This window comes from Brevundimonas alba (assembly GCF_011927945.1).
Classification (GTDB): domain Bacteria; phylum Pseudomonadota; class Alphaproteobacteria; order Caulobacterales; family Caulobacteraceae; genus Brevundimonas; species Brevundimonas alba.
Genome location: NZ_JAATJM010000001.1, coordinates 648,517 through 673,531 on the forward strand (window position 1 = coordinate 648,517; position 25,015 = coordinate 673,531).

The 25,015-nt window shown below is 68.5% G+C and carries 27 protein-coding genes and 1 riboswitch; of the genes, 13 read left to right on the top strand and 14 right to left on the bottom strand.

Translation table 11 applies throughout. The features are described from left to right. Positions 1 to 20: 20 nt before the first annotated feature. A complete protein-coding gene (locus GGQ87_RS03210) occupies positions 21 to 1,199 on the bottom strand; it encodes an acetyl-CoA C-acetyltransferase (protein WP_168045260.1) in 1,179 nt (392 codons plus the stop codon). A 183-nt stretch (positions 1,200 to 1,382) separates the two neighbouring features. Here GGQ87_RS03210 and trhA point away from each other — a divergent pair, with 183 nt between their 5' ends. The 4 genes from trhA (at position 1,383) to GGQ87_RS03230 (ending at position 4,096) form a co-directional block, all read left to right on the top strand. Continuing rightward, on the top strand, positions 1,383 to 2,096 hold the full coding sequence (gene trhA, locus GGQ87_RS03215) for a PAQR family membrane homeostasis protein TrhA (protein ID WP_168045261.1): 714 nt from the start codon (positions 1,383 to 1,385) through the stop codon (positions 2,094 to 2,096). A gap of 57 nt (positions 2,097 to 2,153) precedes the next feature. Further along, positions 2,154 to 2,753: a polyhydroxyalkanoate synthesis repressor PhaR gene (phaR, locus tag GGQ87_RS03220; RefSeq protein ID WP_168045262.1), complete on the top strand. Its 600-nt coding sequence runs from the start codon at positions 2,154 to 2,156 to the stop codon at positions 2,751 to 2,753. 2 nt (positions 2,754 to 2,755) lie between these two features. Beyond that, on the top strand, positions 2,756 to 3,106 hold the full coding sequence (locus tag GGQ87_RS03225; protein ID WP_168045263.1) for a hypothetical protein: 351 nt from the start codon (positions 2,756 to 2,758) through the stop codon (positions 3,104 to 3,106). A 160-nt stretch (positions 3,107 to 3,266) separates the two neighbouring features. Then, positions 3,267 to 3,385, top strand: a riboswitch (yybP-ykoY riboswitch). A 147-nt stretch (positions 3,386 to 3,532) separates the two neighbouring features. Further along, positions 3,533 to 4,096, top strand: a complete 564-nt coding sequence (locus GGQ87_RS03230; protein ID WP_168045264.1) for a TMEM165/GDT1 family protein — start codon at positions 3,533 to 3,535, stop codon at positions 4,094 to 4,096. On the opposite strand, the gene GGQ87_RS03235 is transcribed toward GGQ87_RS03230, so the two are convergent. The 3 genes from GGQ87_RS03235 to GGQ87_RS03245 all read right to left on the bottom strand — a co-directional run bounded on the left by GGQ87_RS03235 (position 4,093) and on the right by GGQ87_RS03245 (position 6,447). Then, the gene (locus tag GGQ87_RS03235; protein WP_168045265.1) at positions 4,093 to 4,866 is read right to left on the bottom strand and encodes a metallophosphoesterase family protein; all 774 of its coding nucleotides are present in this window, start codon (positions 4,864 to 4,866) and stop codon (positions 4,093 to 4,095) included. The two genes, GGQ87_RS03230 and GGQ87_RS03235, sit on opposite strands and share 4 nt — an antisense overlap. Positions 4,867 to 4,953: 87 nt before the next feature. Next, a complete protein-coding gene (locus GGQ87_RS03240; protein ID WP_168045266.1) occupies positions 4,954 to 5,730 on the bottom strand; it encodes a nucleotidyltransferase family protein in 777 nt (258 codons plus the stop codon). Positions 5,731 to 5,796: 66 nt separating this feature from the next. After that, positions 5,797 to 6,447 carry a glutathione S-transferase family protein gene (locus GGQ87_RS03245; RefSeq protein WP_209282385.1) on the bottom strand — a complete coding sequence of 217 codons (651 nt, stop codon included), beginning with the start codon at positions 6,445 to 6,447 and terminating at the stop codon, positions 5,797 to 5,799. Positions 6,448 to 6,684: 237 nt separating this feature from the next. Between GGQ87_RS03245 and GGQ87_RS03250 the strand changes: the two genes are divergently transcribed. Together GGQ87_RS03250 and GGQ87_RS03255 are read left to right on the top strand one after the other, a co-directional pair. Further along, positions 6,685 to 7,212 carry a hypothetical protein gene (locus tag GGQ87_RS03250; protein ID WP_168045267.1) on the top strand — a complete coding sequence of 176 codons (528 nt, stop codon included), beginning with the start codon at positions 6,685 to 6,687 and terminating at the stop codon, positions 7,210 to 7,212. Positions 7,213 to 7,436: 224 nt separating this feature from the next. Next, a complete protein-coding gene (locus tag GGQ87_RS03255) occupies positions 7,437 to 8,483 on the top strand; it encodes a ribonucleotide-diphosphate reductase subunit beta (protein ID WP_168045268.1) in 1,047 nt (348 codons plus the stop codon). Between the two features lies 1 nt (position 8,484). Here GGQ87_RS03255 and GGQ87_RS03260 read toward each other — a convergent pair whose 3' ends face one another. From GGQ87_RS03260 to GGQ87_RS03285, 6 genes are all read right to left on the bottom strand, one after another. Then, positions 8,485 to 10,083, bottom strand: coding sequence for a carboxylesterase/lipase family protein (locus tag GGQ87_RS03260; RefSeq protein WP_342448289.1), 1,599 nt, complete (start codon positions 10,081 to 10,083; stop codon positions 8,485 to 8,487). Then, on the bottom strand, positions 10,065 to 10,823 hold the full coding sequence (locus GGQ87_RS03265) for a molybdopterin-dependent oxidoreductase (RefSeq protein WP_168045269.1): 759 nt from the start codon (positions 10,821 to 10,823) through the stop codon (positions 10,065 to 10,067). The genes GGQ87_RS03260 and GGQ87_RS03265 overlap by 19 nt, the downstream gene beginning before the upstream one ends. Then, on the bottom strand, positions 10,820 to 11,638 hold the full coding sequence (locus GGQ87_RS03270) for a cytochrome b/b6 domain-containing protein (RefSeq protein WP_168045270.1): 819 nt from the start codon (positions 11,636 to 11,638) through the stop codon (positions 10,820 to 10,822). The genes GGQ87_RS03265 and GGQ87_RS03270 overlap by 4 nt, the downstream gene beginning before the upstream one ends. A gap of 68 nt (positions 11,639 to 11,706) precedes the next feature. After that, positions 11,707 to 12,174, bottom strand: a complete 468-nt coding sequence (locus GGQ87_RS03275; RefSeq protein WP_168045271.1) for a cell wall hydrolase — start codon at positions 12,172 to 12,174, stop codon at positions 11,707 to 11,709. 92 nt (positions 12,175 to 12,266) lie between these two features. Next, positions 12,267 to 13,706, bottom strand: coding sequence for a sensor histidine kinase (locus tag GGQ87_RS03280; protein ID WP_245161406.1), 1,440 nt, complete (start codon positions 13,704 to 13,706; stop codon positions 12,267 to 12,269). Positions 13,707 to 13,767: 61 nt separating this feature from the next. Continuing rightward, the gene (locus tag GGQ87_RS03285; protein ID WP_168045273.1) at positions 13,768 to 14,487 is read right to left on the bottom strand and encodes a TVP38/TMEM64 family protein; all 720 of its coding nucleotides are present in this window, start codon (positions 14,485 to 14,487) and stop codon (positions 13,768 to 13,770) included. Between the two features lie 122 nt (positions 14,488 to 14,609). On the opposite strand from GGQ87_RS03285, the gene rpmH reads away from it, so the two are divergent. The 5 genes from rpmH to GGQ87_RS03310 are packed head-to-tail and all read left to right on the top strand — an operon-like array spanning position 14,610 to position 18,622. After that, positions 14,610 to 14,744: a 50S ribosomal protein L34 gene (gene rpmH, locus GGQ87_RS03290; protein ID WP_003164000.1), complete on the top strand. Its 135-nt coding sequence runs from the start codon at positions 14,610 to 14,612 to the stop codon at positions 14,742 to 14,744. A gap of 25 nt (positions 14,745 to 14,769) precedes the next feature. After that, complete coding sequence (gene rnpA / locus GGQ87_RS03295) at positions 14,770 to 15,174, top strand: ribonuclease P protein component (protein ID WP_168045274.1); 405 nt, start codon at positions 14,770 to 14,772, stop codon at positions 15,172 to 15,174. Positions 15,175 to 15,179: 5 nt separating this feature from the next. Next, on the top strand, positions 15,180 to 16,973 hold the full coding sequence (gene yidC / locus GGQ87_RS03300) for a membrane protein insertase YidC (protein ID WP_168045275.1): 1,794 nt from the start codon (positions 15,180 to 15,182) through the stop codon (positions 16,971 to 16,973). Position 16,974: 1 nt separating this feature from the next. Next, the gene (gene yihA, locus GGQ87_RS03305) at positions 16,975 to 17,616 is read left to right on the top strand and encodes a ribosome biogenesis GTP-binding protein YihA/YsxC (RefSeq protein ID WP_168045276.1); all 642 of its coding nucleotides are present in this window, start codon (positions 16,975 to 16,977) and stop codon (positions 17,614 to 17,616) included. A gap of 40 nt (positions 17,617 to 17,656) precedes the next feature. Then, a complete protein-coding gene (locus GGQ87_RS03310; protein WP_168045277.1) occupies positions 17,657 to 18,622 on the top strand; it encodes an alpha/beta fold hydrolase in 966 nt (321 codons plus the stop codon). On the opposite strand, the gene GGQ87_RS03315 is transcribed toward GGQ87_RS03310, so the two are convergent. The 4 genes from GGQ87_RS03315 to GGQ87_RS03330 form a co-directional block, all read right to left on the bottom strand. Next, entirely contained in the window at positions 18,619 to 19,605 is a 987-nt protein-coding gene (locus GGQ87_RS03315) for an LLM class flavin-dependent oxidoreductase (protein ID WP_168045278.1), read from the bottom strand. The two genes, GGQ87_RS03310 and GGQ87_RS03315, sit on opposite strands and share 4 nt — an antisense overlap. 77 nt (positions 19,606 to 19,682) lie before the next feature. After that, complete coding sequence (locus tag GGQ87_RS03320) at positions 19,683 to 20,624, bottom strand: pirin family protein (RefSeq protein ID WP_168045279.1); 942 nt, start codon at positions 20,622 to 20,624, stop codon at positions 19,683 to 19,685. A 13-nt stretch (positions 20,625 to 20,637) separates the two neighbouring features. Next, the gene (locus GGQ87_RS03325) at positions 20,638 to 21,939 is read right to left on the bottom strand and encodes an SMP-30/gluconolactonase/LRE family protein (protein WP_168045280.1); all 1,302 of its coding nucleotides are present in this window, start codon (positions 21,937 to 21,939) and stop codon (positions 20,638 to 20,640) included. A gap of 76 nt (positions 21,940 to 22,015) precedes the next feature. Next, positions 22,016 to 22,504 carry an Lrp/AsnC family transcriptional regulator gene (locus GGQ87_RS03330; RefSeq protein WP_168045281.1) on the bottom strand — a complete coding sequence of 163 codons (489 nt, stop codon included), beginning with the start codon at positions 22,502 to 22,504 and terminating at the stop codon, positions 22,016 to 22,018. Positions 22,505 to 22,649: 145 nt separating this feature from the next. Here GGQ87_RS03330 and GGQ87_RS03335 point away from each other — a divergent pair, with 145 nt between their 5' ends. Both GGQ87_RS03335 and GGQ87_RS03340 read left to right on the top strand, forming a co-directional pair. Then, positions 22,650 to 23,885 (top strand): thiamine pyrophosphate-dependent enzyme, encoded by a 1,236-nt coding sequence (locus GGQ87_RS03335; RefSeq protein ID WP_168045282.1) that lies wholly within the window; start codon positions 22,650 to 22,652, stop codon positions 23,883 to 23,885. Between the two features lie 2 nt (positions 23,886 to 23,887). Beyond that, positions 23,888 to 25,015: an alpha-ketoacid dehydrogenase subunit beta gene (locus GGQ87_RS03340; protein ID WP_209282386.1), complete on the top strand. Its 1,128-nt coding sequence runs from the start codon at positions 23,888 to 23,890 to the stop codon at positions 25,013 to 25,015.

Consider the following 25,015-nt stretch of genomic DNA (forward strand, 5'->3'; position numbering starts at 1 on the left):
CCCCAAGGGCCTGGCCGATCTCAGGGCCGTTCCACGCACATCGCCACGCCCATGCCGCCGCCGATGCACAGGGTCGCCAGACCCTTCTTCGCGTCGCGCCGCTTCATCTCGTGCAGCAGCGTCGTCAGGATGCGCGCGCCCGAGGCTCCGATCGGATGGCCGATGGCGATGGCTCCGCCGTTGACGTTGACCTTCGCCGGGTCGAGGCCGAGCTCCTTCAGCACGCACAGCGACTGGGCCGCGAAGGCCTCGTTGGACTCGACCAGATCGAGATCGGCGACGGTCCAGCCGGCCTTCTCCAGCGCCTTCCTCGACGCGGGGATCGGCCCCGTGCCCATGATCGCCGGATCGACGCCCGCCGTGGCCGAGGAGACCACCCGGGCCAGCGGCTCCAGCCCGCGCGCCCTCGCATCGTCGGCGCTCATCAGCACGAGCGCGGCCGCCCCGTCGTTCAGACCCGAGGCGTTGGCGGCCGTAACCGACCCCTCCTTCGAGAAGGCCGGGCGCAGCGAGGCCATGGCCTCCAGCGTGGCGCCGTGGCGGATGTATTCGTCCTTGTCGACGACGGTGTCGCCCTTCTTCGAGGCGATGGTCACCGGCGCGATCTCGGCGTCGAACCGGCCTTCCTTCTGCGCCGCCTCGGCCTTGTGCTGGCTGGCGACGGCGAAGGCGTCCTGATCGGCGCGGCTGATCTGGAACCGGTCGGCGATGTTCTCCGCCGTCTGACCCATGTGATAGCCGTTGAAGGCGTCCCACAGCCCGTCGCGGATCATGGTGTCGATCAACGACAGGTCGCCCATCTTCTGGCCGGTGCGCAGGTGCTGGGCGTGCGGGGCCTGGCTCATGCTCTCCTGACCGCCGGCGACAACGATGCGGGCGTCGCCCAGCGCGATCTGCTGCGCCGCGATGGCCACGGCCCTCAGGCCCGAGCCGCAAATCTGGTTCAGGCTCCAGGCCGGAACCTCCTTCGGAATCCCCGCGCCCATGCTTGCCTGCCGCGCCGGGCCCTGCCCCGCCGCCGCCTGCAGCACATGGCCCAGGATCACCTCGTCGACCTCGTCGGGCCCCACGCCGGCCCGCTCCAGCGCCGACCGGATGGCGACCTCGCCCAGCTTCGATGCGGGCAGGCCCGAGAGCGCGCCCAGGAACGATCCGACCGGCGTGCGCGCGGCGGAAACGATGACCACTTCGACAGACATTTGACTGACCTCGGGGAAGCGGCCCTACGAAGGGGGGAGGTCTCAGGCCGCGGGAAAAGAATTCGTGCCGTTTCTGCCGCATCGCGAAGCTTTCGTCACCCATCCACCCCGCATTCAGCGGATGGTCATCAGCGTGACCGCATGTTCGGGAACGAAAGCCCCCGCGTATGCCTTGAAAGGCCCATGCTGATGGCGATGAAGCGAATTCTGGGCCGGGTCTGCGTCCCCGACGAGCTCGACATGATCGAGCACTACCGCACGCCGGCGGAGAAGACGGCCGACCTCGTCGTGCACGTCGTCGGCCTGACCCTCGCCGCGGTCGGCGGCGTCGCCCTGGCTGTGCTGGCGGCGCTCTATTCCGGGGTCGGCGCCGTGGTGGCCACGGCCGCCTACGCCCTGTGCCTGATCGCCATGCTGACGGTCTCGACCATCTACAACCAGACCCGCCCCTGCGCCGCCCGGCCGATCCTGCGCCGCATGGACGAGGCGGCCATCTTCCTCATGATCGCCGGCAGCTACACCCCCTTCACCACCCAGCGGTTCGAGGGCGCCTGGTCTATCGGCTTCACCATCCTGGTCTGGACCGTGGCTCTGGGCGGCGTCTTCGCCAAACTGGTCGCGCCCCGTATCTCGGACGCCTTCTGGAGCGCGGTCTATATCGGCTTTGGCTGGCTGGCCGTGCTGGCGCTCAAGCCGATGACCGAGACGGTCCACCCCATCGCGCTGGGCCTGCTGGTCGCCGGGGGCCTGATCTATACCGCCGGGGTCTTCGTCTTCATCAGCCCCAAGGTGAAGTTCCGCCGCGCCATCTGGCACGGCTTCGTCGTCACCGGCGCCATGACACACTGGGCGGCCGTGCTGGTCGGCGTCGTCCTCGCCCCCGCCGCCCTCGGCTAGACATTCTCCTCCGCAGCGCAGCATAGTGCGGCGTTGCAACAGGATCGGGGACCGCGCGTGGCCGACAAGAAGTCCGGAGCCGGCGAAACCGTCGTCATCAAGAAATACGCCAACCGGCGGCTCTACAACACCGCCACCTCCGCCTATGTCACGCTTGAGGATCTCGCCCGCATGGTGCGCGAGGGCGCCGAGTTCGTGGTCTATGACGCCAAGACCAACGACGACCTGACCCGCCAGATCCTGACCCAGATCATCTTCGAGGAAGAGAGCCGCGGCGAGGCGCTGCTGCCCGTCCAGTTCCTGCGCCAGCTGATCGGCTTCTACGGCGGCCAGATGCAGGGCGTCCTGCCCAGCTACCTCGAAATGTCGCTCGACAGCTTCGCCCGCCAGCAGGAGCAGATGCGCGGCCAGTTCTCGAAAGCCTTCGGGGCCGCGCCGGGCGCCGGCCTGCTGGACGAGGCGGTCAAGCGCAACATGGCGCTGTTCGCCGACGCCATGAAGATGTGGCCCGGCTTCAACGCCGCCGCCGCCGCCCGTCCCGCCGCCGCCCCGCCGGAACAGCCCGCCGCCGATCCGCTGGCCGAGATGCGCCGCCAGATGGACGAAATGCGCACCCAGCTCGACAAACTGGCCCAGCCTCCCGGCAAGGGCGGCTGATCATGGGCGACGAGGTCCGCCCGGTCGGCCCCGTTCAGCGTCGCGACGAACGCCGCGAGGCCGACCGCCGGGCCGCCGAGCGCCGCGCCGCCTCGACCTCGCGCGACCTGGTCCCCGTCGAGTTTCCCGCAGAGCCTGCCGAGGCCCCGGCAAGACCTGCCCCCACGCCGCCCGCCGACGCCTCGCCCGCCGCCTTCGCCGCCCAGGTGATCGGCCAGTCGGGCCAGCGCCGCGGCCTCAAGGGCGGCCCGCCGGTGCTGGACGCCGCCCGCTCCACCTATCTCGGCAATGCGTACTCCGGCGCCGCCGAACGTCGTCCCAAGCCCGGCAAGGCGACCGACACCGACATCTGATCCCGCGGCACGGTCCTTGCTGACGACAGGCGCAAACGCCTCCGTCCGGGACCGCCGCCATGCTGACCTTCCTCGCCCGCTCCGTCGACGTCACCGTCGTGGCCCTGATCTTCGTCGCCTTCAGCTAGGCTTGCACCGGCGTCCCGCCCCCGTTAGAGAGCGCCCCGTCATCGGGGAGTAGCCGCCCGCATATCCCAGCGGGGTTCGCGTCAACACACTTCCTCTCCCGGAGAGGATGGCGCGGAAAGTCTCCAGTGTCCCATCGGCTCCTCGAGGTTCCGTCCTCAAGCAGCGATCGCCCGCGGCGCGAGCGACAGGACCCTGCCAGGCACGGCAAGACCGCTGGCATTCGCAGGGGATTTCCACGCGGAGCCCGGCTGCGAACGCCACAGGTCTGTCCGCCGAGGCTCCGCGCACGAAGTAAAGTTGGACGCCTTCCTCATATCGACCGGCCTCGTCTCAATCGCGGAGATCGGGGACAAGACCATGCTGCTGGCCATCATGCTGGCCGCGGCCTGGCGCCGCCCGCTGCCCATCCTGCTCGGCATCCTCGCCGCCACCCTCGCCAACCACGCCTTCGCCGCCCTCGCCGGAACGGTGCTGGCCGCTTTCATGCACGGCGAGTGGGTGCGCTGGGTCGTCGGCCTCGCCTTCCTCGGCTTCGCCGCCTGGGCCCTGATCCCCGACCGCTTCGACGAACAGCCGGACACCACCGAAAGGACCTTCGCCGGCGTGTTCTGGACCACCGCCGCCGCCTTCTTCGTCATCGAAATGGGCGACAAGACCCAGGTCGCCACCGCCATGCTCGCCGCCCAGTTCCAGTCACTGCCGCTGGTCGTGGCCGGCTCGACCCTCGGCATGATGCTGGTCAACGGCCCGGCCGTCCTGCTTGGCGAGGCGGCGGCCCGCAAACTGCCGCTGAAATGGATCCGCATGGCGGCGGCCGCGGGCTTCGCCGCGACCGGTCTGTGGGTCCTGTTGGCGGGCTAGACCTCGAACACCCGATACGGCTTGTCGCCGAGTGTCCGCAGCACCGGCAGGGCGACGTTGTAGACCGGCGTCCCCTTGTGGGTCTTGCCCTCCGGCTGGCCCCGGTGGGCGTGGCCGTGCACCACCAGCGAGACGTTGTCGTAGCGGTCGATAGTCTCGCCCAGCCGTGACGAGCCGAGGAACGGATGAATCTCCGGCGGTTCGCCCATGACCGTGTCGACCACGGGGGAGTAGTGCAGCAGCACCACCGACCGCTCGGTGCGCAGCATGCGGATGGAGTTCTCGATGGCGTTGGCGTCCTCGACCGCCTCCTGCACGAAGCTCTTGATCGAGGCCTCGCCGAACGGGCTCAGCATGTAGCGGCCGAAGCCGCCGACGAAGCCCTTGCCGCCGGCGAAACCGACGCCCTCGATCTCGAACGCCTGCCCGGTCAGCATCTTCACGCCGGCGTCGCACATCAGCTTGGTCACGTGCTCGGGCTGGCCGCATTCGTGCTCGTGATTGCCCAGCACCCCGACCATCGGAATCTTGCAGGCGCGGATGTCCTCCAGCAGGATTTCGACCTCGCGCGTCTTGCCGAAATTGGTCAGGTCGCCGCACAGGCACAGCACGTCCGCGTCCTCGTGCACCCGCTCGAACAGCTCGCGGTGCGGACGGTCGTGAGTCTCGCCCACGTGCAGGTCGCCGACCGCCGCCACCCTCAGCCGCTTCGCCGGTCCCGGCTCCAGCCCCGGCTGCGGCGTCTGCGGATCGACAGGAAGGTCCGTCATCGCGCCACCCGCGCGCAGCGAGCATGGAGCCCAACCTCGGCGCTCAAGCCGCGAGCGACCGCGTCGCGAGCATAGCGCCCCCTGACCTCAGTGGGTGGATTCATGCCGCTCCTCCAGCCCCTTGCCGACGATGTCGCCAAAGCCCCATTCCGTGATGTCGGCGATGTAGTCGCGCGGGCTGAACAGCCGCCCCCGGCAGACCTTCACCCGCGGCGCGGGCAGATTGACCTGGGCGTGCAGCCGCTCGGTCAGCTCCGTCATCAACCAACTCGGCACCCGGTCCCGCTCGGTCGGATAGGCGAAGCGGAAATTGAGCAGGTGCGACATCAGCACCTCCCAGTACAGGTCCATCTGGTCCAGCAGGGACTTCCAGTCGATCGCCTCCGACTGCTTCAGGATCACGTGGTTCACGTCCGCCCCGTCGTAGCGGTAGCGGTCCTGGATGAAGACCTTGGACAGGATCAGCGCCGTCGGTGGCGTGATGCCGACGGTGTGGCCGTAGACGTCGATGGTATCCTTGCCGAACCAGCTGTCGTTCACCGCGATGGTCCCGTTCGACATGGCGAAGATCACGTCGAAGAAATGCTCGCCCTTCCAGACCTTGGCGATCCAGCGCTCGTCCTCGACATCCGTGCGGTATCCACGCTGCTGGAAGAAGGCGAGGATGCGGGGGTAGTCGCCCGGCTTGCAGAACACGTCCAGATCCTTGGTCGGCCGCCGGATGCCCGTATAGGCCGTCACCGCATAGGTGCCCGACAACAGGAAGGGGATGCCGCTCTCCTTCAGCAGCCTCAGCGCCTCGTCGTAAAAGGCGACCGCCTCTTCCGGCGGATGGAAGCTCGGGTCGGCGACGGTGTCTGACATGGTGCGGACCCTTCGGGTGGAGAGGGTCTGGAAACGGTCGCGGTTGGCGGGCGGTTCCGTCCGCGCCTAGCCCGTATAGTTGCCTTCGAACGGAAAACGCCGGGCCCAGAAGTCGCGTAGCTCCGGCAGGGCGTCGACCCGCCGCACCACCTCCCCCATGCGCGGCGCGACCTGGTGAAACCGCGCCCGGTGCGGCGTCCAGCGACTCGCCACCGCGACATACAGGTCCAGCACCGTCAGTTCGGGGCCCAGCAGGAAGCGGTCCGGCCGGATCTGGCTCTCCATCCGGCCCCAGCATTCGGCGATCCGCTCCGCCGACCGGCGCAGCAGCTCCGCCTGCGCAGCCTCGTCCTCGCCCGCCAGCCGGCTCGGCACGTCGCGGACCCAGTACATGGAATAGATCGAGGCCGGGACGAAGGTCATCCAGCGCAGGAACTGCGCGCGCCGCGGATCGCACGGCTCGGGCCCCAGCGCCGCCTCCGGATGCCGCTCGGCCAGCCAGATCAGGATGGCCGCGCTCTCGGTGATCGTCTCGCCCTCGGGGGTCACCAGCGCCGGGATCTGCCGCATCGGATTGACCGCCGCGACCTTGGCCCTCTCCGCCTCGCCTTCCCAGGTCACCGCCTCGACCACCTCGAACGGCGCCCCGATCAAGGTCAGCGCCGCCTCCACCGGAACCGACCCCGAACCCGCCGCTCCATAAACTGTGTAGGTCATCCGGATCTCCTCCCGGTCATCTCTGCGCCCTAACGCGCGACGGCGCCCGCGAGATTTCCGGCGAGCGGCATAAGCCCGCCTTGGGCGAATTGTTCACGGCGATACCCGTAAAACTCTGCTTACATTCCGCGCTCTGTCTCCATACTTTTGGGACCGGTTTCGTTGTTCTGAAACAGCATTTCGTGCCGGCCAGCGTCACGAACGCGCCGCAGGAAGCGTCGCCCTTAAGATGGCGGCATGACCTCTGACCCTGAAAACCCCGCCCCGCCTTCCGATCTCTGGACCGTCGCCCGGGACGACTATCTGGCCGGCTGCTCCGCGCCCGTCGTCGCCGAACGCTACGGCCTGCCCCTCCGCACCCTGCGCCGCCGCGCCGCCGTCGAGGGCTGGCGCCGGGCGGATCAACCAGCCCCGGAGTTCGACGCCTGGACCGCGGGCGGGCTCACCCGCGAGGCGGCGATCGAGCAGTTCCCCGAACTCGCAGATGTCGAACGGGCGGTCTGCGACGACCAGGTCCGTCTGCTGATCGATCCGGACCAGAAGCATCTGCGACAGTTCGCCTTCCGCAGGGCTGCGGAGGCCGCCGCCCTGTCGAAGCCGGCTGAGGCGGTGGTGTGGATGCGATTGGTCCAGTCTCTTGAGCAGACTGGCGACCGGATCGACAGCGAGGGCCGGCCGTTCCGCCGCCAGGACTATCTGCGCGCCGCCATTCTGGCCGGGGTCAATGACGACATCGGCGTCGATCCCGCCGGAACCGGGGGCTGACCGATGGGGAGGCTTGGCACTGTTGGCACTCCGAATTGGCGAAACAGTGCCAAACTTGGCCGTTCATCCGTCCCCAGCTTCTCCCCAGAAGACTGCGGCGCGCCTACCACATCTAGCGGTCGCGGAAAAAGTGATCGCAATATAGCCGCATTTCGGCTTGGCGCCGAGCCCGTCCGCCCGCATGGTGAACATCACCTTCCGGATTCGCCGACAGAGTTGCTTCGATGAACGCGCACGCCCCCATCCTGTCCTCGACGCCCGGTCTTCTGACCGCCTCGGCCGCCTACAAGCCGTTCCGCTATCCGTGGGCGTTCGACATGTGGAAGAAGCAGCAGCAGGTCCACTGGATGCCTGAAGAGGTGCCGCTGGGCGAGGACATGAAGGACTGGGCGGTCAATCTGACCGACAGCGAACGCAATCTGCTGACGCAGATCTTCCGCTTCTTCACCCAAGCCGACATCGAGGTGCAGGACAATTACATGGAGAAATACGGTCGGGTGTTCAAACCGACCGAGGTCAAGATGATGCTGGCCAGCTTCGGCAACATGGAGACCATCCACATCGCCGCCTACGCCCTGCTGCTCGAGACCATCGGCATGCCCGAGAGCGAGTTCGGCGCCTTCATGGAATACGAGGCCATGCGCGACAAGCATGACTTCATGGGCAAGTTCGGGGTCGAGACGAACGCCGACATCGCCCGGACGCTGGCCATGTTCGGAGGCTTCTCCGAAGGCCTGCAGCTGTTCGCCTCGTTCGCGATGCTGATGAACTTCCCGCGCCAGAACAAGATGAAGGGCATGGGCCAGATCGTCAGCTGGTCGGTCCGCGACGAGAGCCTGCACTGCGAGGGCATCATCAAGCTGTACCATGCCTTCAACAAGGAGACGGGTGCGGTGACCCCGGCCGTGGCCGCCGACATCGTCGAATGCTGCCGCACTGTGGTCGAGATGGAGGATCGCTTCATCGACCTGGCCTTCGAAATGGGCCCGGTGAACGGCATGACGCCGGACGACATCAAACAGTACATCCGCTTCATCGCCGACTGGCGCCTGCGCCAGCTGCACCTGCCCGAAATCTACGGCACCAAGGAAAACCCGCTGCCGTGGCTGCAGTCGATGCTGTCGGGCGTCGAGCACGCCAACTTCTTCGAGGCCCGCGCCACCGAATACTCCAAGGCCGCCACCAAGGGCTCCTGGCACGGCGCCGCCGGCGTCTGGGACAGCTTCGACGCCATGATGAAGAAGCGGGCTGCAGAGGGGGCGGAGGCCTGAGTCAGGTCCCGGGCTGGATGTAGGGAATCCGCCCGAAGAAGCGCCGCTCGTCGCCGCGCGGGTCGTTCTCCATCCCCGCCGCCACGTCCATGATCATCGTCTCGCGGCGCTCGAGCGAATAGGGCGTCCAGCGCGGCAGAAGATCGTGGTTGGGATCGCCTGTGCGTGCGAAGGCCAGCAGAGCCTCGCTCATGATGATCGCCATGAGCGCAGCCAAAGCGTTGTGAGACGCTGACTCCGCCACCTCGACGTTGTCGAGCATTAGAGGGATATCCGAGGTGTGGAACGCTCCCGTCAGCCCGTTCGGCATGCGGGAGGCCCAGTCCAGCTGATAGACATACGCCGGCGCTCCCTGCGCCGCTCGCATCTCCGCCTCGATCACCGCCGCCCGCCAGGAGCGCGCCGCCGTCGTCGCCCGGATCAGCACCTGATCGGGCGTCATCTCCGGATGCTCGCGGCGGTACCAGGCCACGACCTCTTCCGGGGCCACATCGATCCGCATCTGCGACGGCGTCAGCCGCCCCGGCAGCGTCTCCCACGTCAGTCCTGTATTGGCGGGATCGCCGCCGAGGAAGGCCAGAGTCTCCTCCCGCGTATTGCCGATCATCATCGGAATGTGGGCCGACTGGGCCGGGGCGTCGGGCCAGAACGGATGCCGCTCCAGGCTGCGCCCGTCCAGCACCGGCCCAAAATACAGTGAGCCGCCGAGGATCGGATCGGTCGCTCCCGCCGCCTCAATCAGCCGCTCGACGGGCAGGGTCCGAACCTCCTCGATCCGCTCCGGCGTCAGCCCCAGCGCCTCCACCCAGACCTCCGCCCGGCGGGTCGCGTTCAGCGGCCCGGACGCCGTCACCTGCTGCCCGCTCATGGTCACCGCCCGGTGGAACAGCCCCGCCGCCGCGGGCATGGCCATCAGGGTCGCGATCTTGGCCCCGCCCCCCGACTGGCCCACCACGGTGACGCACCCCGGGTCGCCCCCGAAGCCCGCGATGTTGTCCCGCACCCACTGCAGCGCCAGCACCAGATCCAGCTGCCCCAGATTGCCGCTGTCCTCGAACCCGGGCGCCAGCCGTCCCAGTGAGGCATAGCCCAGTGGTCCCAGCCGGTGGTTGACCGTGACGACCACCACATCGCCCCCCGCCGCCAGCCGGGCTCCCTCCGTCAGGGGACTGGACCCCGAGCCCGTCGAATAGGCCCCGCCGTGGATGTAGACGATCACCGGCCGCCGCCCGAGGTTGGCGGGCGACCAGACGTTCAGCCTCAGGCAGTCCTCGGACTGGTTCGCCTCGTTCCCCCGCTGCGGCGAGGCGGGGCCATAGGCGTCGGCCTCGAATGGGTCGGTCCACCGTGCCGGCGGGACCGGCGGCAGGAAGCGCCTCGGCCCCGTATCGGCGCCATAGGGAATGCCGAGCGCGCGCAGGACGGGCGAGCGGCCCGACGCCTGCGCCTGCGCCACGTCCCAATGCAGGCGCACCGGTCCCGAGCCGGTCTCGACGATCTGCGGCCTGTATTTGTCGCGGGCGCTCGCCCTGCGGGGCGCCAGCAGCACCGCTCCCGCCGCCAGCCCCAGAGACCGCCGCGTCAGATGCCCGCGAACCACTCGTATCCCCGGTCTTCCCAGTATCCGCCCTTGCCTCCGCCGAGATGGGCGAAGCTCTCCACCGCCTCGATCCGGCGAATGTATTTGGCGTGCTTGTATCCCAGCTGGCGCTCGACTCTCAGCCTCAGCGGCGCGCCGTGCGGGACCGGCAGGACCTCGCCGTTCATGTCGTAGGCGAGGATGGTCTGAGGATGCCGGGCGTCGACCAGATCGATGCTTTCGTAATACCGGTCGCCGTCCTCCTGCTGATCAAGGGCGTCGAAACAGTGGAAGACGATATACTTCGCCGACGGCTTCAGCCCCGCCTCTTCCAGCAGCGTCTCCAGCCGCACACCGGTCCATTCGCCGATCGAGGTCCAGCCCTCGACGCAGTCGTGCTTGGTGATCTGGCTCTGCGCCGGCCGCCTGCGCAGGTCCGCCAGGCTCAGCGACAGGGGCCGCTCGACCAGCCCGTCCACGACCAGCCGGTAGCCCGCGAACCCGCCCGCCTTCAGCGCCCGGTAGTCGGCGGCCGCGGGGTCGATGGACCCGTTCGCCTTGAAGTCCGGCGAGATCTCAGCCCGGCTGTAGGTCGGGGCCAGAGCGTCGCGCGGAACGACCAGCCGCTGGGCCCGGCGCGTCAGCCCCTCGCCCATCCGCCGCGCCTGTTCGGCAAGCGCCGTGCCGGCCTGATTGCAGGCGGACAGCATGGCAGTCCCCGCGGTCGCCAGCGCGCCGGCCAGCCAGCGACGACGGTTCATGGCGCCTCTCCCTCGTCCTTGTTTCGACGCAGCTTCGGCCCTGCCGTCGAGCCCTCCGGCTGAATGACGAACCAGCCGGTGATCATCGACCGCATGTTGTTGAAGAAGCCGGTCCAGATCACCAGCCCGACATGCACCACGATGAAGCCGACGATCAGCCCCGCCGAGATGAAATGCAGCGTCCGCGCCGACTGGCGTCCGCCCATGATCTCCAGAAGCACCCCGCCGATGGCATTGAACCCCGGCGACATCGACAGGCCCGTGACCAGCATCAGCGGCAGCACCACCAGCACCATCGCCATATAGGTGAGCTTCTGAATGACGTTGTAGGCCCGGGCGTGGTCGTCGGTCGGGAAGTGGAAGCGGGCGTGCTCAACCACTGACGGCCAGAACCCGCGCAGGTCCGCCCCGGTCGGCAGCAGCCTGCGCCGGAACCGGCCGGTCAAAAGGCTCCACGAGAGGTAGATCAGGCCGTTGACCACGAACACCCAGGCGAACAGGAAATGCCAGTTGCGCGCCTGGGCCAGGTTCCGCGCCTGCGGGATCATCAGCCAGTCCGGGACCCGGGGCGTGTTGATCCACGGCTCGGCGAAGGTCGAGCGAAGGCCCCAGTAGAGGTGCGGATGCGCGGCCAGGATGTTCAGCCCGCTCATCAGCAGGACGATCACGGCGATGACGTTGAGCCAGTGGCTGACGCGAACGGTCGTCGGGTGCCGCCACGTGTCGACGCGCCCGCCCGGCAGAACGCGGTCGGCGTGAGCCTCAGCCGCCGGCGCGACGGCTACTGCAGGCGGGTCGGCGACGGTGTCGGACATGGCGGCGATCCCCGGAAGGCGGCCCGGGGACCGTCTCACGCGCGCCGCCGCTCCGCAACGCTTGGGACTCAGTAGCCTTGCGGCGGAGCGCTGATGCAGACGCGGCCCGAACGCCGGCAGGCGTCCATCTCGGCTTCCCAGGCGGCGCGGTCGCGCTCCCACTGGGCGCGGGCGGCGTCCGCGGCGGCGGTATCCGCCTCCCACTGGGCGCGCTGGGTCTCGATCTTCGAGGTCTCCGCCTGCCAGCGGGCGTTCTCCTGCTCATAGGCGGACTGCCCGTCCATCTCCGACTGCTCGGCGGCGGCGTTGCGCGCGGCGATCTCGGCGTTCAGCCGCGCCGTCGCCTCGACCTCGGCGGGGTTCTGCTCGGAATCCGGAGCCCGGTTGTACATTTCGCCCCGCACCCGCAGCCATTCCTGCGAACCCGGCTGAACGCTGCCGGCGGAGGCGCTGGCGGTCTGCTGGGCGGACTGGGCGAAGACGGGCGCTGCGGCGAGAGTCAGGGCGGCGGCGGCGATCAGGCTCGGACGGGTCATCACGGGCTCCTTTGAACAGTCGGGGCCGGCGGACAGACTGTCCGGCGGCGATCAGGGAGAGATAACGCCGATCCCGCCATTTGGCGCCGCCATTAGTCCGGCAGGCGAAGTTCGAAGGTCGTGCCCTCCGGCCCGGTGTCGATCAACGCCAGCTCACCGCCATGGCTGACCGCCAGTTCACGCGAGATGGTCAGCCCCAAGCCGGTGCCGTCCGAGCTTCGGCCGCTGACGAACGGCTCGAACAGCTGATCGGACAGGCGCGGCGGAATGCCGGGCCCGTTGTCGGCGATGCGGACGACGGTCTGACCGCCTTCGTGAGCCGCGCTGACCTTGACCAGACCCTTGCGCCCGACGCGGGTCGCGTCGCCCTCGATGGCCTGCCGGGCGTTGCGCATCAGATTGACGAGGATTCTATGCAGCTGGTCCGGGTCGGCGTGAACCGTGAAGCGGGCCGGGATCGATTTCGCCAGCTTCACGCCCTCCTCCGCCAGACCGGAATCCTCCGCCGCCACGGCCACGGCGGGCGCGAGGGCGAAGCGGCGACGCTGCGGCTCGGGCTCCTCGCTGCGGCCGTATTCCAGCACGTTGCGCGACAGGGCGGCGGCCCGGCCGAGCGCCCGCTCCAGACGCGGCAGGGCTTGGGCCACGATCGGGTCCGGCGAGTCGGCCAGTCGCTCCGAAGCGATCTGGGCCGAGGTGAGCATGTTGCGCAGGTCGTGATTGATCTTCGCCACCGCCTCGCCCAGCGCCACCAGCCGGGCGCGCGAGCGTAGCGACTGGCGCACCTCGTCCTGCATCCGGGCCAGTTCGCGCTCGACCCGTCCGATCTCGTCGTGCCGATCGCTGGGTGGATCGCCCTCGGCCTCGGGATCGAGCGCGAAATGCTCGATGGCGCGCGTCACGCGCCGCAACGGCTGCAGCACGAGGAAGGCGAGACCGCCGTACAGCAATCCCCCGGCCACCAGCGAGATCAGCAGGGACATCAGCAGGCTGTTCAGCAGGAAGGCCCGAAGTTCGGTCTTCAGCGGCTGGGCCGGGGCCAGGATCTCGATGAAGTCGCCGGATCGATATCGCGGCCGGGCCTGCACCCGAATGGAGCGGTCCGGATGGCCGAAGAGGGTCCGCCAGGGGTCGAGTATCCGGGCCACCGGGCGACTGCGGCGCAGGTCGATCAGATCGGGCGTACGCGGCAGGTTCGGCGCCTGCAGCAACAGCCGGCGGACCCCCTGGTCCCCGACCACGACCGCCTGCACCCCGCCGATGGCCAGCAGTTGTTCCGCGACATCGTCCTCGACGGCGGAATAGGGCAGGGCCTCGACGCCGACCGACGCCAGTTCCGCCGACTGCAACCGGTCCAGCAACCAGCGCTCGTGGAAGCTGGCGGCGCTGGGCGCGACGATCAGCACCTCGACCACCGCCGTGAACACGAAGGTCAGCAGCAGCAAACGCCACGCCAGCTGATCGGGGGCATTAAAACGCAGCCGCTCGCGCCAGTCCGCGGGCAGGCGCAGGCCGCGCCGGACGTCGCTCAAAAGGGGCCGCGCCTCGCTCATGCCTTCGCTAACGCAAAGCTTGGGCCAATGGCTGCGTTGCTCACGCCCGCCCCCGCTTCAGCGCGGCCTGCGCCGCCTTCATGGCGAAGGGCAGGACCACCGCCAGCACGAACACCCCCGCCATCGGCGCCCAGAACTGGTTGAACAGGGCCTGAAAGTCCGGGTCCGGATCGTTGACCAGCAGGGTATTCAGCCTTGCCCCGATCCAGCAGTAGATGATGTGCGCCGGCAGCAGGCCGATCACGGTGGCGATCGTGTAGGGACCCAGCCGCACCGCCATGATCCCGGCCGCCACATTGATCATGTGGAAGGGCACCACGACGGCCAGCCGCGAGGCCAGCACATACCAGAACGTATCCTTGTCGATGGCCGTGCAGACCTTCTGCATCAGCCCCTTGTCGCGCTCCGCCTTCTTGCGCAGCGCGTCGCCCCAGGCCGAGCGCGTCACGGCATAGACGACCAGCGCCCCGGCGGTGGCCGCGATCGAGGTCGACACGCCGCCCACCCATGGCCCGAACAGATAGCCGGCGGTGATGGTGACGAAGAAGACGCCCGGCACCACGCTCGCGGTCAGGGTCGCGAACAGCAGCATCAGGATCAGCAGGCTCAGGACATAGTTCTGGGCCGTGAATTCGCGGAAGGTCTGGCCGTGATCGCGCAGGGTGTCGAGCGACAGGTAGCGGTTCCAACCCATGGCGAAGATCAGTACGATCACGCATCCCAGCGCGATGAGGGGCAGGAAGCGTTTCAGCCGGTGCATCGTCTCTCCGCTGGCGGGGCTCGCGGCGTTGACACCTCGGGCTTCCCCGCTTATACGCCCGCCCTTCCCGCGACGGACCACTTTCCGCCGCCACCCTTTGTTTTCAGTCCCAGGAGCCGACCGTGAAGCGGACCTATCAGCCGTCGCGACTCGTGCGCAAGCGCCGTCACGGCTTCCGTTCGCGGATGGCCACCAAGAACGGACAGAAGATTGTTGCGCGTCGTCGCGCCAAGGGCCGCAAGCGCCTGACGGCCTAAGTCGTCCGGCGCCTGTGCTGGGCGCATGGCCGAACCGTTCAAAATCGAACGCCTGAAGTCGCGGCCCCAGTTTCTGGCGGCCGCGAAAGGCGTTTCAGAGGCCCGGGGCGCCGTGGTGGTCCAGCGGCTGGATCGCGCCGACGACGACACGACCGTCCGGCTGGGCTTCACCGCCACTCGAAAGGTCGGCAACGCCGTCATCCGCAACCGCGCCAAACGCCGCCTCAGGGAGGCCGCCCGTACGCTTGCGCCGCAGCTGGCGCGGCCCGGCAGCGACTACGTCTTCATCGCCCGGATGGGCACCGCCGACCGCCCGTGGGACCGTTTGCTTGACGATGTGAAATCGGCGCTTACAAGGCTCGCGACCCCGCGGTCGGCGCCTGCTGTCGCGCGCCACGCACCGACATCGCCCGCCGGCCAGGACCACTGACCTTCATGCCCCCCCAGAATAACAGCCGCAACACGATCGTCTTCCTTGTGATCGCGGCGATCATGCTGCTGGCCTACAGCGTTTTCGTGATGGAGCCGCAGGCCCAGAAGCGCCGCGCCGCCCAGCAAGCCGCGGCGGCTGAATCGACCGTGGCCCCCGCCTCGAACACCTCCCCGTCGCCCAGCGCTGCGGTCTTCACCGAGGATCGCACCGTCGCGCTCGGCCAAGGCGCGCGCGTGCCGATCCGCAGCGGCACCCTGACGGGCTCGCTGTCGCTGACCGGCGGCCGCATCGACGACCTGTTCCTGACCCGCTACCGCGAGACCATCGACAAGGACTCTCCGGCCGTCGAGCTGTTCCGCCCCGAGGGCATGAAGCACGCCTTCTACGCCCAGTTCGGCTGGAGCGGCCCCAATGTTCCGGGCGGCGTTCCCGGCCCCAACACTCCGTGGCGGCTGACGCAGGGCTCGACCCTGACGCCGACGACGCCCGTGATCCTGACGTGGGACAACGGCGCGGGCCTGCGCTTCACCCGCCGGATCAGCGTCGACGAGCAGTATATGTTCACCGTCGCCGACACGGTCGCCAACTTCAGCGCCCAGGCCGTGACCATCGCCCCCGCCGCCAGCGTCCAGCGCCAGGGCGTGCCGGAGCATCTGGGCCGCACCCAGGTCCTGCACGAGGGCGCCATCGGCACCTTCGGCGACGGCGAGGCCTATTCGACCACCCAGCTGAAATACAAGGCCTGGGCCAAGAAGCCGTCCGACAAGCATGAGTCGACCGGCGGCTGGCTCGGCATCACCGACAAATACTGGCTCGCCGCCCTGATCCCCCCGCAGGGCGAGAAGATCAGCGCCGAGTTCCGCGTCCGAGACGCCGCCCGCTACGACATCCACTCCGCCGGCATGCTGGGCGCCGCCCGCACCATCCAGCCCAACACCCAGGTGACCGAGACCCAGCGTCTCTTCGCCGGGGCCAAGCGCAACGAGATCCTGTCGGGCTACGAGAAGTCGCTCGGCCTGCCGCGCTTCGTCTATGCGATCGACTGGGGCTTCCTGTTCTTCCTGACGCGCCCGATCTTCCTCGTCATCGAGTTCTTCTACGGCATCCTGGGCAATTTCGGCCTCGCCATCCTGGCGCTGACGCTGACGGTCCGCCTGATCATGTTCCCGCTCGCCAACAAGAGCTATGCGAGCATGTCGAAGATGCGGAACCTCCAGCCCAAGATGGAGGAGATCAAGAAGAAGCACGCCGACGATCCGCAGAAGCAACAGCAGGAGGTCATGGCCCTCTACCAGCGGGAGAAGATCAATCCGCTGGCCGGCTGCCTGCCGCTGCTGCTCCAGATCCCGGTCTTCTACGCTGTCTACAAGATGCTCTTCGTGACCATCGAGATGCGTCACCAGCCCTTCTTCGGCTGGATCCGCGACCTCTCGGCGCCGGACCCGACCACCGTCTGGAACCTGTTCGGCCTTCTGCCGTGGGATCCCGCGACGACGCCGCTGATCGGACCCTATCTCGCAGGCACCTTCGCGCTCAGCGTCCTCGCCATCTTCTATGGCCTGACCATGTGGCTGCAGATGTCGATGAGCCCGCCTGCGCCCGATCCGATGCAGCGCCGCATCTTCCAGTTCATGCCGGTGGTGTTCACCTTCATCATGGCCACCTTCCCAGCAGGCCTGCTGATCTATTGGGCGTGGTCGAACATCCTGACCGTCCTGCAGCAGTACATCATCATGCACCGCCTGAAGGCCGAGAACCCGATCGACACCTTCCTCGCGCGCTTCAAGAAAGCCTGAGTTGGACGACTTCACGCCCGAGGAACTGGAGCAGGCGCGCATCCTGTTCGCGCGCCCCGCCACCTTCGTCATGGGGTGCGCCAAGATCGAGCAACTGCCCGATCCGGACCTGCCCGAGATCGCCTTCGCGGGCCGTTCCAACGTCGGCAAGTCGAGCCTGATCAACGGGCTGGTCGGCATGCACAAGCTGGCCCGGGCCTCGAATGAGCCGGGCCGCACGCGCGAGGTCAATTTCTTCGATCTCGACGGCCGGATGCGTCTGGTCGACCTGCCCGGCTACGGCTGGGCCAAGGCCTCGAAGTCGACGGTGAAGAAATTCCAGGACCTCGGCCGGGACTATCTGCGCGGCCGCGTCACCCTGAAGCGGGTCTATCTGCTGATCGACGCCCGCCACGGACTCAAGAAGGTCGACGACGAGGCGCTGGACGCCCTCGATCTCGCCGCGGTCAGCTATCAGATCGTCCTGACCAAGGCCGACAAGCTGAAGAAGGGCGAGGCGGAGAAGGTTCAGGCCGCTACCCTGAAGGGCATCTCCAAACGCCCCGCCGCCTATCCCGCGGTCATCGTCACCTCCGCCGAGAAGGGCGAGGGCCTACCCGAACTCCGCGCCGAGATCATGCGCACCACGGGCGTCGAGCTCTAATCCGCTTGCACCTCCCGGCCCCCGGTGATCGGGTAGCGTCATGCAGACCCGCCACATCCAGACCGACCGCCTGAAGCAGCAGATTCTTGAGGCCGGCTCAGGCCCGCTCGTCCTGCTGGTCCACGGCTTCCCGGAACTCGGGATCAGCTGGCGGGCGCAGGTCGAGGCGCTCGCCGCCGCCGGCTTCCACGCGGTCGCCCCCGACATGCGTGGCTACGGCGGCACGGACAAGCCAACGGACACCGCCGCCTACGGCGTGCTCGACCTCGTCGGCGACCTCGTCGATCTGGTCCGTGCGCTGGGCGAGACGACCTGCACCCTCGTCGGCCACGACTTCGGCGCATCCGTCGCGTGGCATTGCGCCCTTCTACGGCCGGACGTGTTCCGCGCGGTCTTCTGCCTGTCCGTTCCCTTCCAGCCGCGCCGGCCCAAGGGACCGCCCACCGCCGCCATGGCCGCGATCACCAAACGCGCCGGGCTCGGCCAGCTCTACATCAGCCAGTTCCAGGAGCCGGCCGCCCATCTGGACTTCGACGCCGACCCCGCCGCCGCGCTGCGCAAGGCCTTCTTCGCCTATGACGGAGCCACGCCCGACGGCCTCCAGTCGACCGGCTTCTTCCCCGAGGGCCGCAGCCTGCTGTCCACCATTCCCGACGACGCTCCCCTGCCGCCGTGGATGAGCGCGCCGCATTTCGCCGAATACGTCGCCGCCTTCACCGCGGGAGGCTTCAAGGGGCCGATCGACTGGTACCGCAGCCTGGACGCAAACTGGGCCGCCACCGCCTTCCTGCAGGATGCCCGCATTCGCGTCCCCGCCGCCTTCGTGGTCGGCGAGCGCGACCCGGTCCGCCACTATGCCGGCACGGCGGAGGCTGGCCTGAAGGACTGGCTGATCGACCTGCGGATGCAACACGTCATCCCCGGCGCCGGCCACTGGATCCAGCAGGAACGGCCGGAAGAGGTGAACGCTCTGCTGCTCCGCTTCCTCCAGCAGGTCGCGCGCTAGAGCCCCACCGCCGCCCCGGCGGTGATCTCGAGACTGTGCACCCGGGCGTCCAGATCGTGGATCATGCCGGTGACCATCACCTCGTTCACACCGGTCAGGGCGATGAACGCCTCCAGTTTCGCGCGCACCGTCTCCCGCTCACCAATGGCGGCGTAGGTCAGACGGCTCTCGACCGCTGCGATCTGCCGCGCGTCGAGCACGGCGTGGATGTCGTCGACCGGCGGCTTCAGCCGGCCCGGTTTGCCGGTCACCACGGCGGCGAAGGCCTGCTGCATGGACGTCGACAGCCGCGCCGCTTCCTCGTCCGTGTCGGCGGCGAACACATTGAACGCCGCCATCGCATAGGGCTCGGCCAATTGTTTCGAAGGCCGGAACCCGGCCCGGTACGTCTGCAGCGCCGGCAGCAGCAGCTCGGGAGCGAAATGGCTGGCGAAGGCGAAGGGCAGGCCCAGATGAGCGGCCAGTTCGGCGCTGAACAGGCTGGAGCCCAGCAGCCAGATCGGCACGTTGGACCCCTGTCCCGGATACGCCGCGACGCGCTGCCCCTCGACCGCGGGGGCGAGGAAGGCCTGTAGTTCCATCACGTCCCGCGGGAACTGGTCCGCCGCCTCGAAATAACGCCGCAGCGCCCGCGCCGTCTCGCCGTCCGTGCCGGGCGCCCGGCCCAGCCCCAGATCGATCCGGCCCGGATGCAGGGCCTCGAGCGTGCCGAACTGCTCGGCCACGACCAGCGGCGCATGGTTGGGCAGCATGACCCCGCCGGAGCCGACCCGGATCGTCTCGGTCGAGGCGGCGACATGGGCCAGGGCCACAGCCGTCGCGGCGCTGGCGATCCCCGGCATGTTGTGGTGCTCCGCCAGCCAGAAACGGCCGTAGCCGAGCCGCTCGGCCGCCTTCGCCAGCTCGGTGGTTTCCAGCAGGGCGCGCCGGGCGTCCCCGCCCTCCACGATCGGCGACAGGTCGAGAACGGAGAATGCGGTCATGTCGCCTAGATCGGGGCGGCCGGGTTCTTTTCAAGACGGCCGCCGGCCGCGCCGACCGCGAAGCCAGCTGACGACCTTTAGACCGGGTCGGTCTGATCCGGTTTGAGCGTGTCCGGCGCCGGCTCCGGGGTCGAAGGCACGTCCGGCAGCGGAATGAACTCGACGTCGTCCTCTGCCGGCAAGGTCATGCGCCCGGCCTGCCAGTCCGCCTTGGCGGCGTCGATCTTCGCCTGCGAGGACGAGACGAAATTCCACCAGATCAGGCGCGGGCCCACCGGCTCGCCGCCCAGCACCATCACCGACGACGGCCGCACGGCGCGGATGGTCGGCTCGGCGTTCGGCTCCAGCACGATCATCTGGCCTTCGTGGAAGCTGCGGTCGCCGACCTCGATCTCGCCCTTGGCCACATAGAGGGCCCGTTCGGAATAGCCGCCCGCCACGCCCCTGCCCGCCGGCGGCGTCGTGCGCACCCCCTCGGCCAGTTCCCAGTGCACATAGAACAGCGGCGACGAGGTCGGCACGCCGGCCCGCGCGCCATAGGCTTCGCCCGCCACCAGCCGGGCGAACAGGCCGCCGTTCTCATAGGCCGGCTGATCGGCTTCGCCGTGATGGTGGAACGACGGATCGACATCTTCGGCCTCGGTCGGCAGGGCGATCCACGCCTGCATGCCGTGCATGGGCCCGCCTTGGCTTTTCTTCAGCGGATCGGTCCGCTCCGAATGGACCACGCCCTTGCCGGCGGTCATCCAGTTGACCTCGCCGGGACGGATGGCCTGGGTCGCGCCGGTGTTGTCCCGGTGCATGATCTCGCCCTCGAACAGATAGCTCAGGGTCGACAGGCCGATGTGCGGGTGCGGCCGCACATTGATGGCGTCCGAGCCGGGCGCGAACTCGGCCGGACCCATCTGGTCGAGGAAGATGAAGGGCCCGACCATGCGCCGGGCATGGAACGGAAGCACCCGCCCGACCTCGAACCCGCCCAGGTCCTTGCGGCGGGCGTCGATCACCATTTCGATCATAGTCCAATCCCCGTCAGTCGATCCGCAGGCGAGAGATCAGGGCCGGCGCGGGCTCCGCCGTTGTCGGCGCACCCTCCCCGTCGAAATCGCTCCACTGCGAGCGCGATACGAACACCAGTTCGCCCTCGTGGACCAGACCCGTCGTCGGTTCGTCGAGCTGCGGCAGGTTGGCGGCCAGCACCTCGATCGCCTCAATCCGCGTCCAGCCGGCGTCGGGCGTCAGCTTCAGCACCCGCTGCGGCGACGTGCCGTTCTGCAGGCCGTACAGCGCGCGGCCGTCGCTGATCAGGCCGTCGACGCCGATCAGCACGGCTTTTGCGGGCGCGGCAAGGCGGGTGGCCGCACCGCTCGTCCGGTCCACCCGCCACAGGCCCGACGAATAGTCCGCCACGATCAGGGCTGCGCCATCGGGCGTCACGACCATACCCTGCGGTGACCGCAACGCGCCCGCTGGAAGCAGGACATCCATGGCCTGCCCGTCCGGTCGCACCACCAGCACTTCGCCCGCGGCGGAGTCGCTGACATAGACGTCGCCGTCCGCCGCCAGCACGACGTCGCCGAACGATCGGCCCTCGCGGCCGGCAGGCGGATCGAACCACGCCTCTATGCGGCCGCTCTCAAGGCCGACCCGGACAAGGGCGCTTCCCGGCAGGGACGCGTCGCCGATCCCGTGGCTCGCGGGCGGCACGGGCGCGATCGCGGCCCACAGGACGCCTCGGGCTTCATCGACAGCCATCCCGAGCACGCCGCCCGTTTCGGGCGGGGCGAGCAGGAACGGGGTGATGCCGCCGTCCTCGTCGATCGCGACGATCGTGCGGTTCGCGACCTCTGAAGCCAGCCAGCGTCTCCGCTCCCGGTCGGGCGCGACGGATTCGATCAGGTTCGCGCCGCCGACCGCGAACAGCGGCGTCAGCCGGTCCGCGCCCACGGGCGCGCGATTGGCCTCGATCCGGGCGGCGAGGGCCTCGAAGCCCGGCTGATCCTCCAGCGCAGCCAGCGCCGGATCGCCGCCGAGGTTCATCGACAGCCCGGCATCGGCATACCGTTGCGCCAGCGCCATGGCCTCGGCCGGCTGTCCGGCTCCCGCCGCCAGCCGCGCCCGCATCAGCATCAGGCCGGGATGGTTGGGGATGCGCCGGTCCGCCTCGGCCAGCCTTGCCGTCGCCGTGGCGAGATCCTCGGCATTGGCCGCCGCGACGCCCTCGGCCCGCAGCCGGTAGAAGGCGGCGACGTCCGTTTCGGCAGCCTCCTGGGCGATGGAGGGAGCGGCTCCGGCAAGCAGGCCGGCAGCGACAATGGCCGCGATGATGCGCATGGCGATCCCCCCAAGGTTCGCCGCGACTATCCGCCCGCCGGCCGCAACGGCCAAGTCAAGGATCGGTAATGTGCGGTCAGCCCACGTGCGGGGTGACAAGACCCAGCGGCAGGGTCGTGACGTTCTTTACGCCGCGGGTGACGATATGGCTTTCGCAGTCCGAGACGATGCCGAGGCTCAGCAGCTTCTCGCGCAAGAACCGGTCGAAGGCGTGCATGTCGGAGGTAATGATCCGCAGCACATAATCCTCGCGGCCTGTGATGGTGGCGCACTGCACGACCTCGGGCCAGTCGCCCACGGCGGCCTCGAAGCGGTCGAGGTTTTCGGTCGAGGGCAGGTTCAGCTTCACGATGGCGTAGACCTCGAAGTCCAGGCCCAGACGGGTTGCATCCAGCAGGGTCACCCGCTTGCGGATGAAGCCCGTATCCTCCAGTCTCTTGATCCTGCGCCAGCAGGGCGACGCCGACAGGCCCACCCGATCGGCCACCTCGGCGACCGACAAGCCGGCGTCCTGTTGCAGGATGTCCAGAATGCGGGCGTCGACGGGATCCAGATCGTCAGCCAAGGCGTTTCTCCTGATCTTGTTATGACGCAATAAAATACCCGTGAACCGGCATATGCAAGGTCAAAATCGAGCGAGCCTTGGCTTGCGGACCATGCTACAGGGCGCCGGAGGAAACACGGTCGGATCAACCGGACGGCAGGACGGAATGAAAAAGCCAAACAGCCAACCCTTGTCGCTGCGCGTGCCGGAGCCCTCGGGCCGCCCGGGCGACAAGCCGGACTTCAGCCATCTCCAGTTCGACGCGCCCGGCGCCGTCGACCGGCCCGCGGTCTCCGCGACCCCTTACGAAATGCGGGACCATGCCTTCCGGCTGGTGCGGGTGCTGGACGATCAGGGACAGGCCGTCGGCCCGTGGAACCCGAGGCTGGACGCCGAGACCCTGCGCAAGGGTCTGAAGGCGATGATCCTGACCCGCGCCTTCGACGACCGGATGCACCGCGCCCACCGTCAGGGGAAGACCAGCTTCTATATGAAGTGCACCGGGGAAGAGGCCATCGCCGTCGCCCAGGGCATGATCCTGTCGCGTGAGGACATGGGCTTCCCGACCTATCGCCAGCAGGGCCTTCTGATCGCGCGCGGCTATCCGCTCGCGACCATGATGAACCAGATCTATTCCAACGCCTCGGACCCGATCAAAGGCCGCCAGCTGCCGATCATGTATTCGGCCAAGGACTATGGCTTCTTCACGATCAGCGGCAACCTCGGCACGCAGGTGCCGCAAGCGGTCGGCTGGGCCATGGCCAGCGCCTACAAGGGCGACGACAAGATCGCCATCAGCTGGATCGGCGACGGCGCGACGGCGGAAGGCGACTTCCACAACGCCCTGACCTTCGCCGCCGTCTATCGCGCGCCGGTGATCCTCAACGTCGTCAACAACCAGTGGGCCATCTCGTCCTTCATGGGCATCGCCGGCGGGCTGGAGACCACCTTCGCCTCCAAGGCCATCGGCTACGGCCTCCCGGCCCTGCGCGTCGACGGCAACGACTTCCTCGCCGTCTGGGCCGCGACCCAGTGGGCCGAGGAGCGCGCCCGCACCAATCAGGGCGCGACGGTCATCGAGCTGTTCACCTACCGCGGCGCGCCGCACTCGACCTCGGACGACCCGAGCCGCTACCGCCCCGGCGACGAGCACGAGAAATGGCCGCTCGGCGACCCGATCGAGCGCCTGAAGCAGCACCTGATCGCGCTGGGCGAATGGTCCGATGAACAGCAGACCGCCGCCGAGGCCGACGCCGTCGAACAGGTCCGCGCCGCCGGCAAGGAGTCCGAGGCCATCGGCACGATCGGTCAGTCGCGCCCCTCCGTGAAGACCATGTTCGAAGAGGTCTATGCGACCGAGGACTGGCGCATCACCGAACAGCGCCGCGAGGTCGGAGTCTGATCATGGCCGAGCAAACCACCTTCACCGAAGCCGACCGCCGCGACGGCCTCGAATCCGACATGGCCGACCAGAACCACGCGCCGAAGTCGGTCGCGCCTGATACCGCCGCCGTCATGCCGATGAACATGATCCAGGCGCTGAACTCGGCCCTGCACGTCAAGATGGCCGAGGACCCCAATGTCCTCAGCTTCGGCGAGGACGCGGGCTATTTCGGCGGCGTGTTCCGCGTCACCGACCAGTTGCAGCAGAAGCACGGCCTGACCCGCAGCTTCGACGCCCCGATCAGCGAATGCGGCATCGTCGCCGCCGCCATCGGCATGGGCGCCTACGGCCTGCGCCCCGTCGTCGAGATCCAGTTCGCCGACTACATCTACCCCGCCTACGACCAGATCGTCTCCGAGGCGGCCAAGCTGCGCTACCGCTCCGCCGGCCAGTTCACCAGCCCGATCACGGTCCGCTCGCCCTACGGCGGCGGCATCTTCGGCGGCCAGACGCACAGCCAGTCGCCTGAAAGCCTGTTCACACACATCGCCGGCCTGAAGGTCGTCATCCCGTCCAACCCTTACGACGCCAAGGGCCTGCTGACCGCGGCCATCGAGGACGACGACCCGGTCATCTTCTTCGAGCCCAAACGCCTCTACAACGGCCCCTTCGACGGCTGGCACCAGAAGCCGGTCTCGCCGTGGAAGGCGCAGGAACTGGCGCAGGTCCCGACCGGCAAATACGTCGAGCCCATCGGCAAGGCCCGCGTCATGCGCGAAGGCAGCGACGTCACCATCCTTTGCTACGGCACCATGGTCTGGGTCTCGCTGGCGGGCGCCGAGCACGCCGGCGTCGACGCCGAGGTCATCGACCTGCGTACTCTCGTGCCGCTGGACATCGAAACCGTAGAGGCCTCGGTGAAGAAGACCGGCCGCTGCGTCATCGTCCACGAGGCCCCGAAAACCTCCGGCTTCGGGGCCGAGCTCTCGGCCCTGGTTCAGGAGCGCTGCTTCTACCACCTCGAGGCGCCCATCGCCCGCGTCGCCGGCTGGGACACCCCCTATCCGCACGCCTTCGAGTGGGAATATTTCCCCGGTCCGGAACGGGTCGCCACGGCCCTGAAATCCGTCATGTCGGGAGGCCGTTGA

Coding starts and splice junctions, on each gene's coding strand:
- GGQ87_RS03250 (WP_168045267.1), top strand. CDS start 6,685: ATGACCTCTGACCCTGAAAACCCCGCCCCGCCTTCCGATCTCTGGACC.
- trhA (WP_168045261.1), top strand. CDS start 1,383: ATGCTGATGGCGATGAAGCGAATTCTGGGCCGGGTCTGCGTCCCCGAC.
- GGQ87_RS03240 (WP_168045266.1), bottom strand. CDS start 5,730: ATGTCAGACACCGTCGCCGACCCGAGCTTCCATCCGCCGGAAGAGGCG.
- GGQ87_RS03310 (WP_168045277.1), top strand. CDS start 17,657: ATGCAGACCCGCCACATCCAGACCGACCGCCTGAAGCAGCAGATTCTT.
- GGQ87_RS03285 (WP_168045273.1), bottom strand. CDS start 14,487: ATGCACCGGCTGAAACGCTTCCTGCCCCTCATCGCGCTGGGATGCGTG.
- GGQ87_RS03235 (WP_168045265.1), bottom strand. CDS start 4,866: ATGACGGACCTTCCTGTCGATCCGCAGACGCCGCAGCCGGGGCTGGAG.
- GGQ87_RS03340 (WP_209282386.1), top strand. CDS start 23,888: ATGGCCGAGCAAACCACCTTCACCGAAGCCGACCGCCGCGACGGCCTC.
- GGQ87_RS03255 (WP_168045268.1), top strand. CDS start 7,437: ATGAACGCGCACGCCCCCATCCTGTCCTCGACGCCCGGTCTTCTGACC.
- GGQ87_RS03210 (WP_168045260.1), bottom strand. CDS start 1,199: ATGTCTGTCGAAGTGGTCATCGTTTCCGCCGCGCGCACGCCGGTCGGA.
- GGQ87_RS03315 (WP_168045278.1), bottom strand. CDS start 19,605: ATGACCGCATTCTCCGTTCTCGACCTGTCGCCGATCGTGGAGGGCGGG.
- GGQ87_RS03245 (WP_209282385.1), bottom strand. CDS start 6,447: ATGACCTACACAGTTTATGGAGCGGCGGGTTCGGGGTCGGTTCCGGTG.
- GGQ87_RS03225 (WP_168045263.1), top strand. CDS start 2,756: ATGGGCGACGAGGTCCGCCCGGTCGGCCCCGTTCAGCGTCGCGACGAA.
- yidC (WP_168045275.1), top strand. CDS start 15,180: ATGCCCCCCCAGAATAACAGCCGCAACACGATCGTCTTCCTTGTGATC.
- GGQ87_RS03335 (WP_168045282.1), top strand. CDS start 22,650: ATGAAAAAGCCAAACAGCCAACCCTTGTCGCTGCGCGTGCCGGAGCCC.
- GGQ87_RS03275 (WP_168045271.1), bottom strand. CDS start 12,174: ATGACCCGTCCGAGCCTGATCGCCGCCGCCGCCCTGACTCTCGCCGCA.
- GGQ87_RS03320 (WP_168045279.1), bottom strand. CDS start 20,624: ATGATCGAAATGGTGATCGACGCCCGCCGCAAGGACCTGGGCGGGTTC.
- GGQ87_RS03270 (WP_168045270.1), bottom strand. CDS start 11,638: ATGTCCGACACCGTCGCCGACCCGCCTGCAGTAGCCGTCGCGCCGGCG.
- rnpA (WP_168045274.1), top strand. CDS start 14,770: ATGGCCGAACCGTTCAAAATCGAACGCCTGAAGTCGCGGCCCCAGTTT.
- GGQ87_RS03325 (WP_168045280.1), bottom strand. CDS start 21,939: ATGCGCATCATCGCGGCCATTGTCGCTGCCGGCCTGCTTGCCGGAGCC.
- GGQ87_RS03265 (WP_168045269.1), bottom strand. CDS start 10,823: ATGAACCGTCGTCGCTGGCTGGCCGGCGCGCTGGCGACCGCGGGGACT.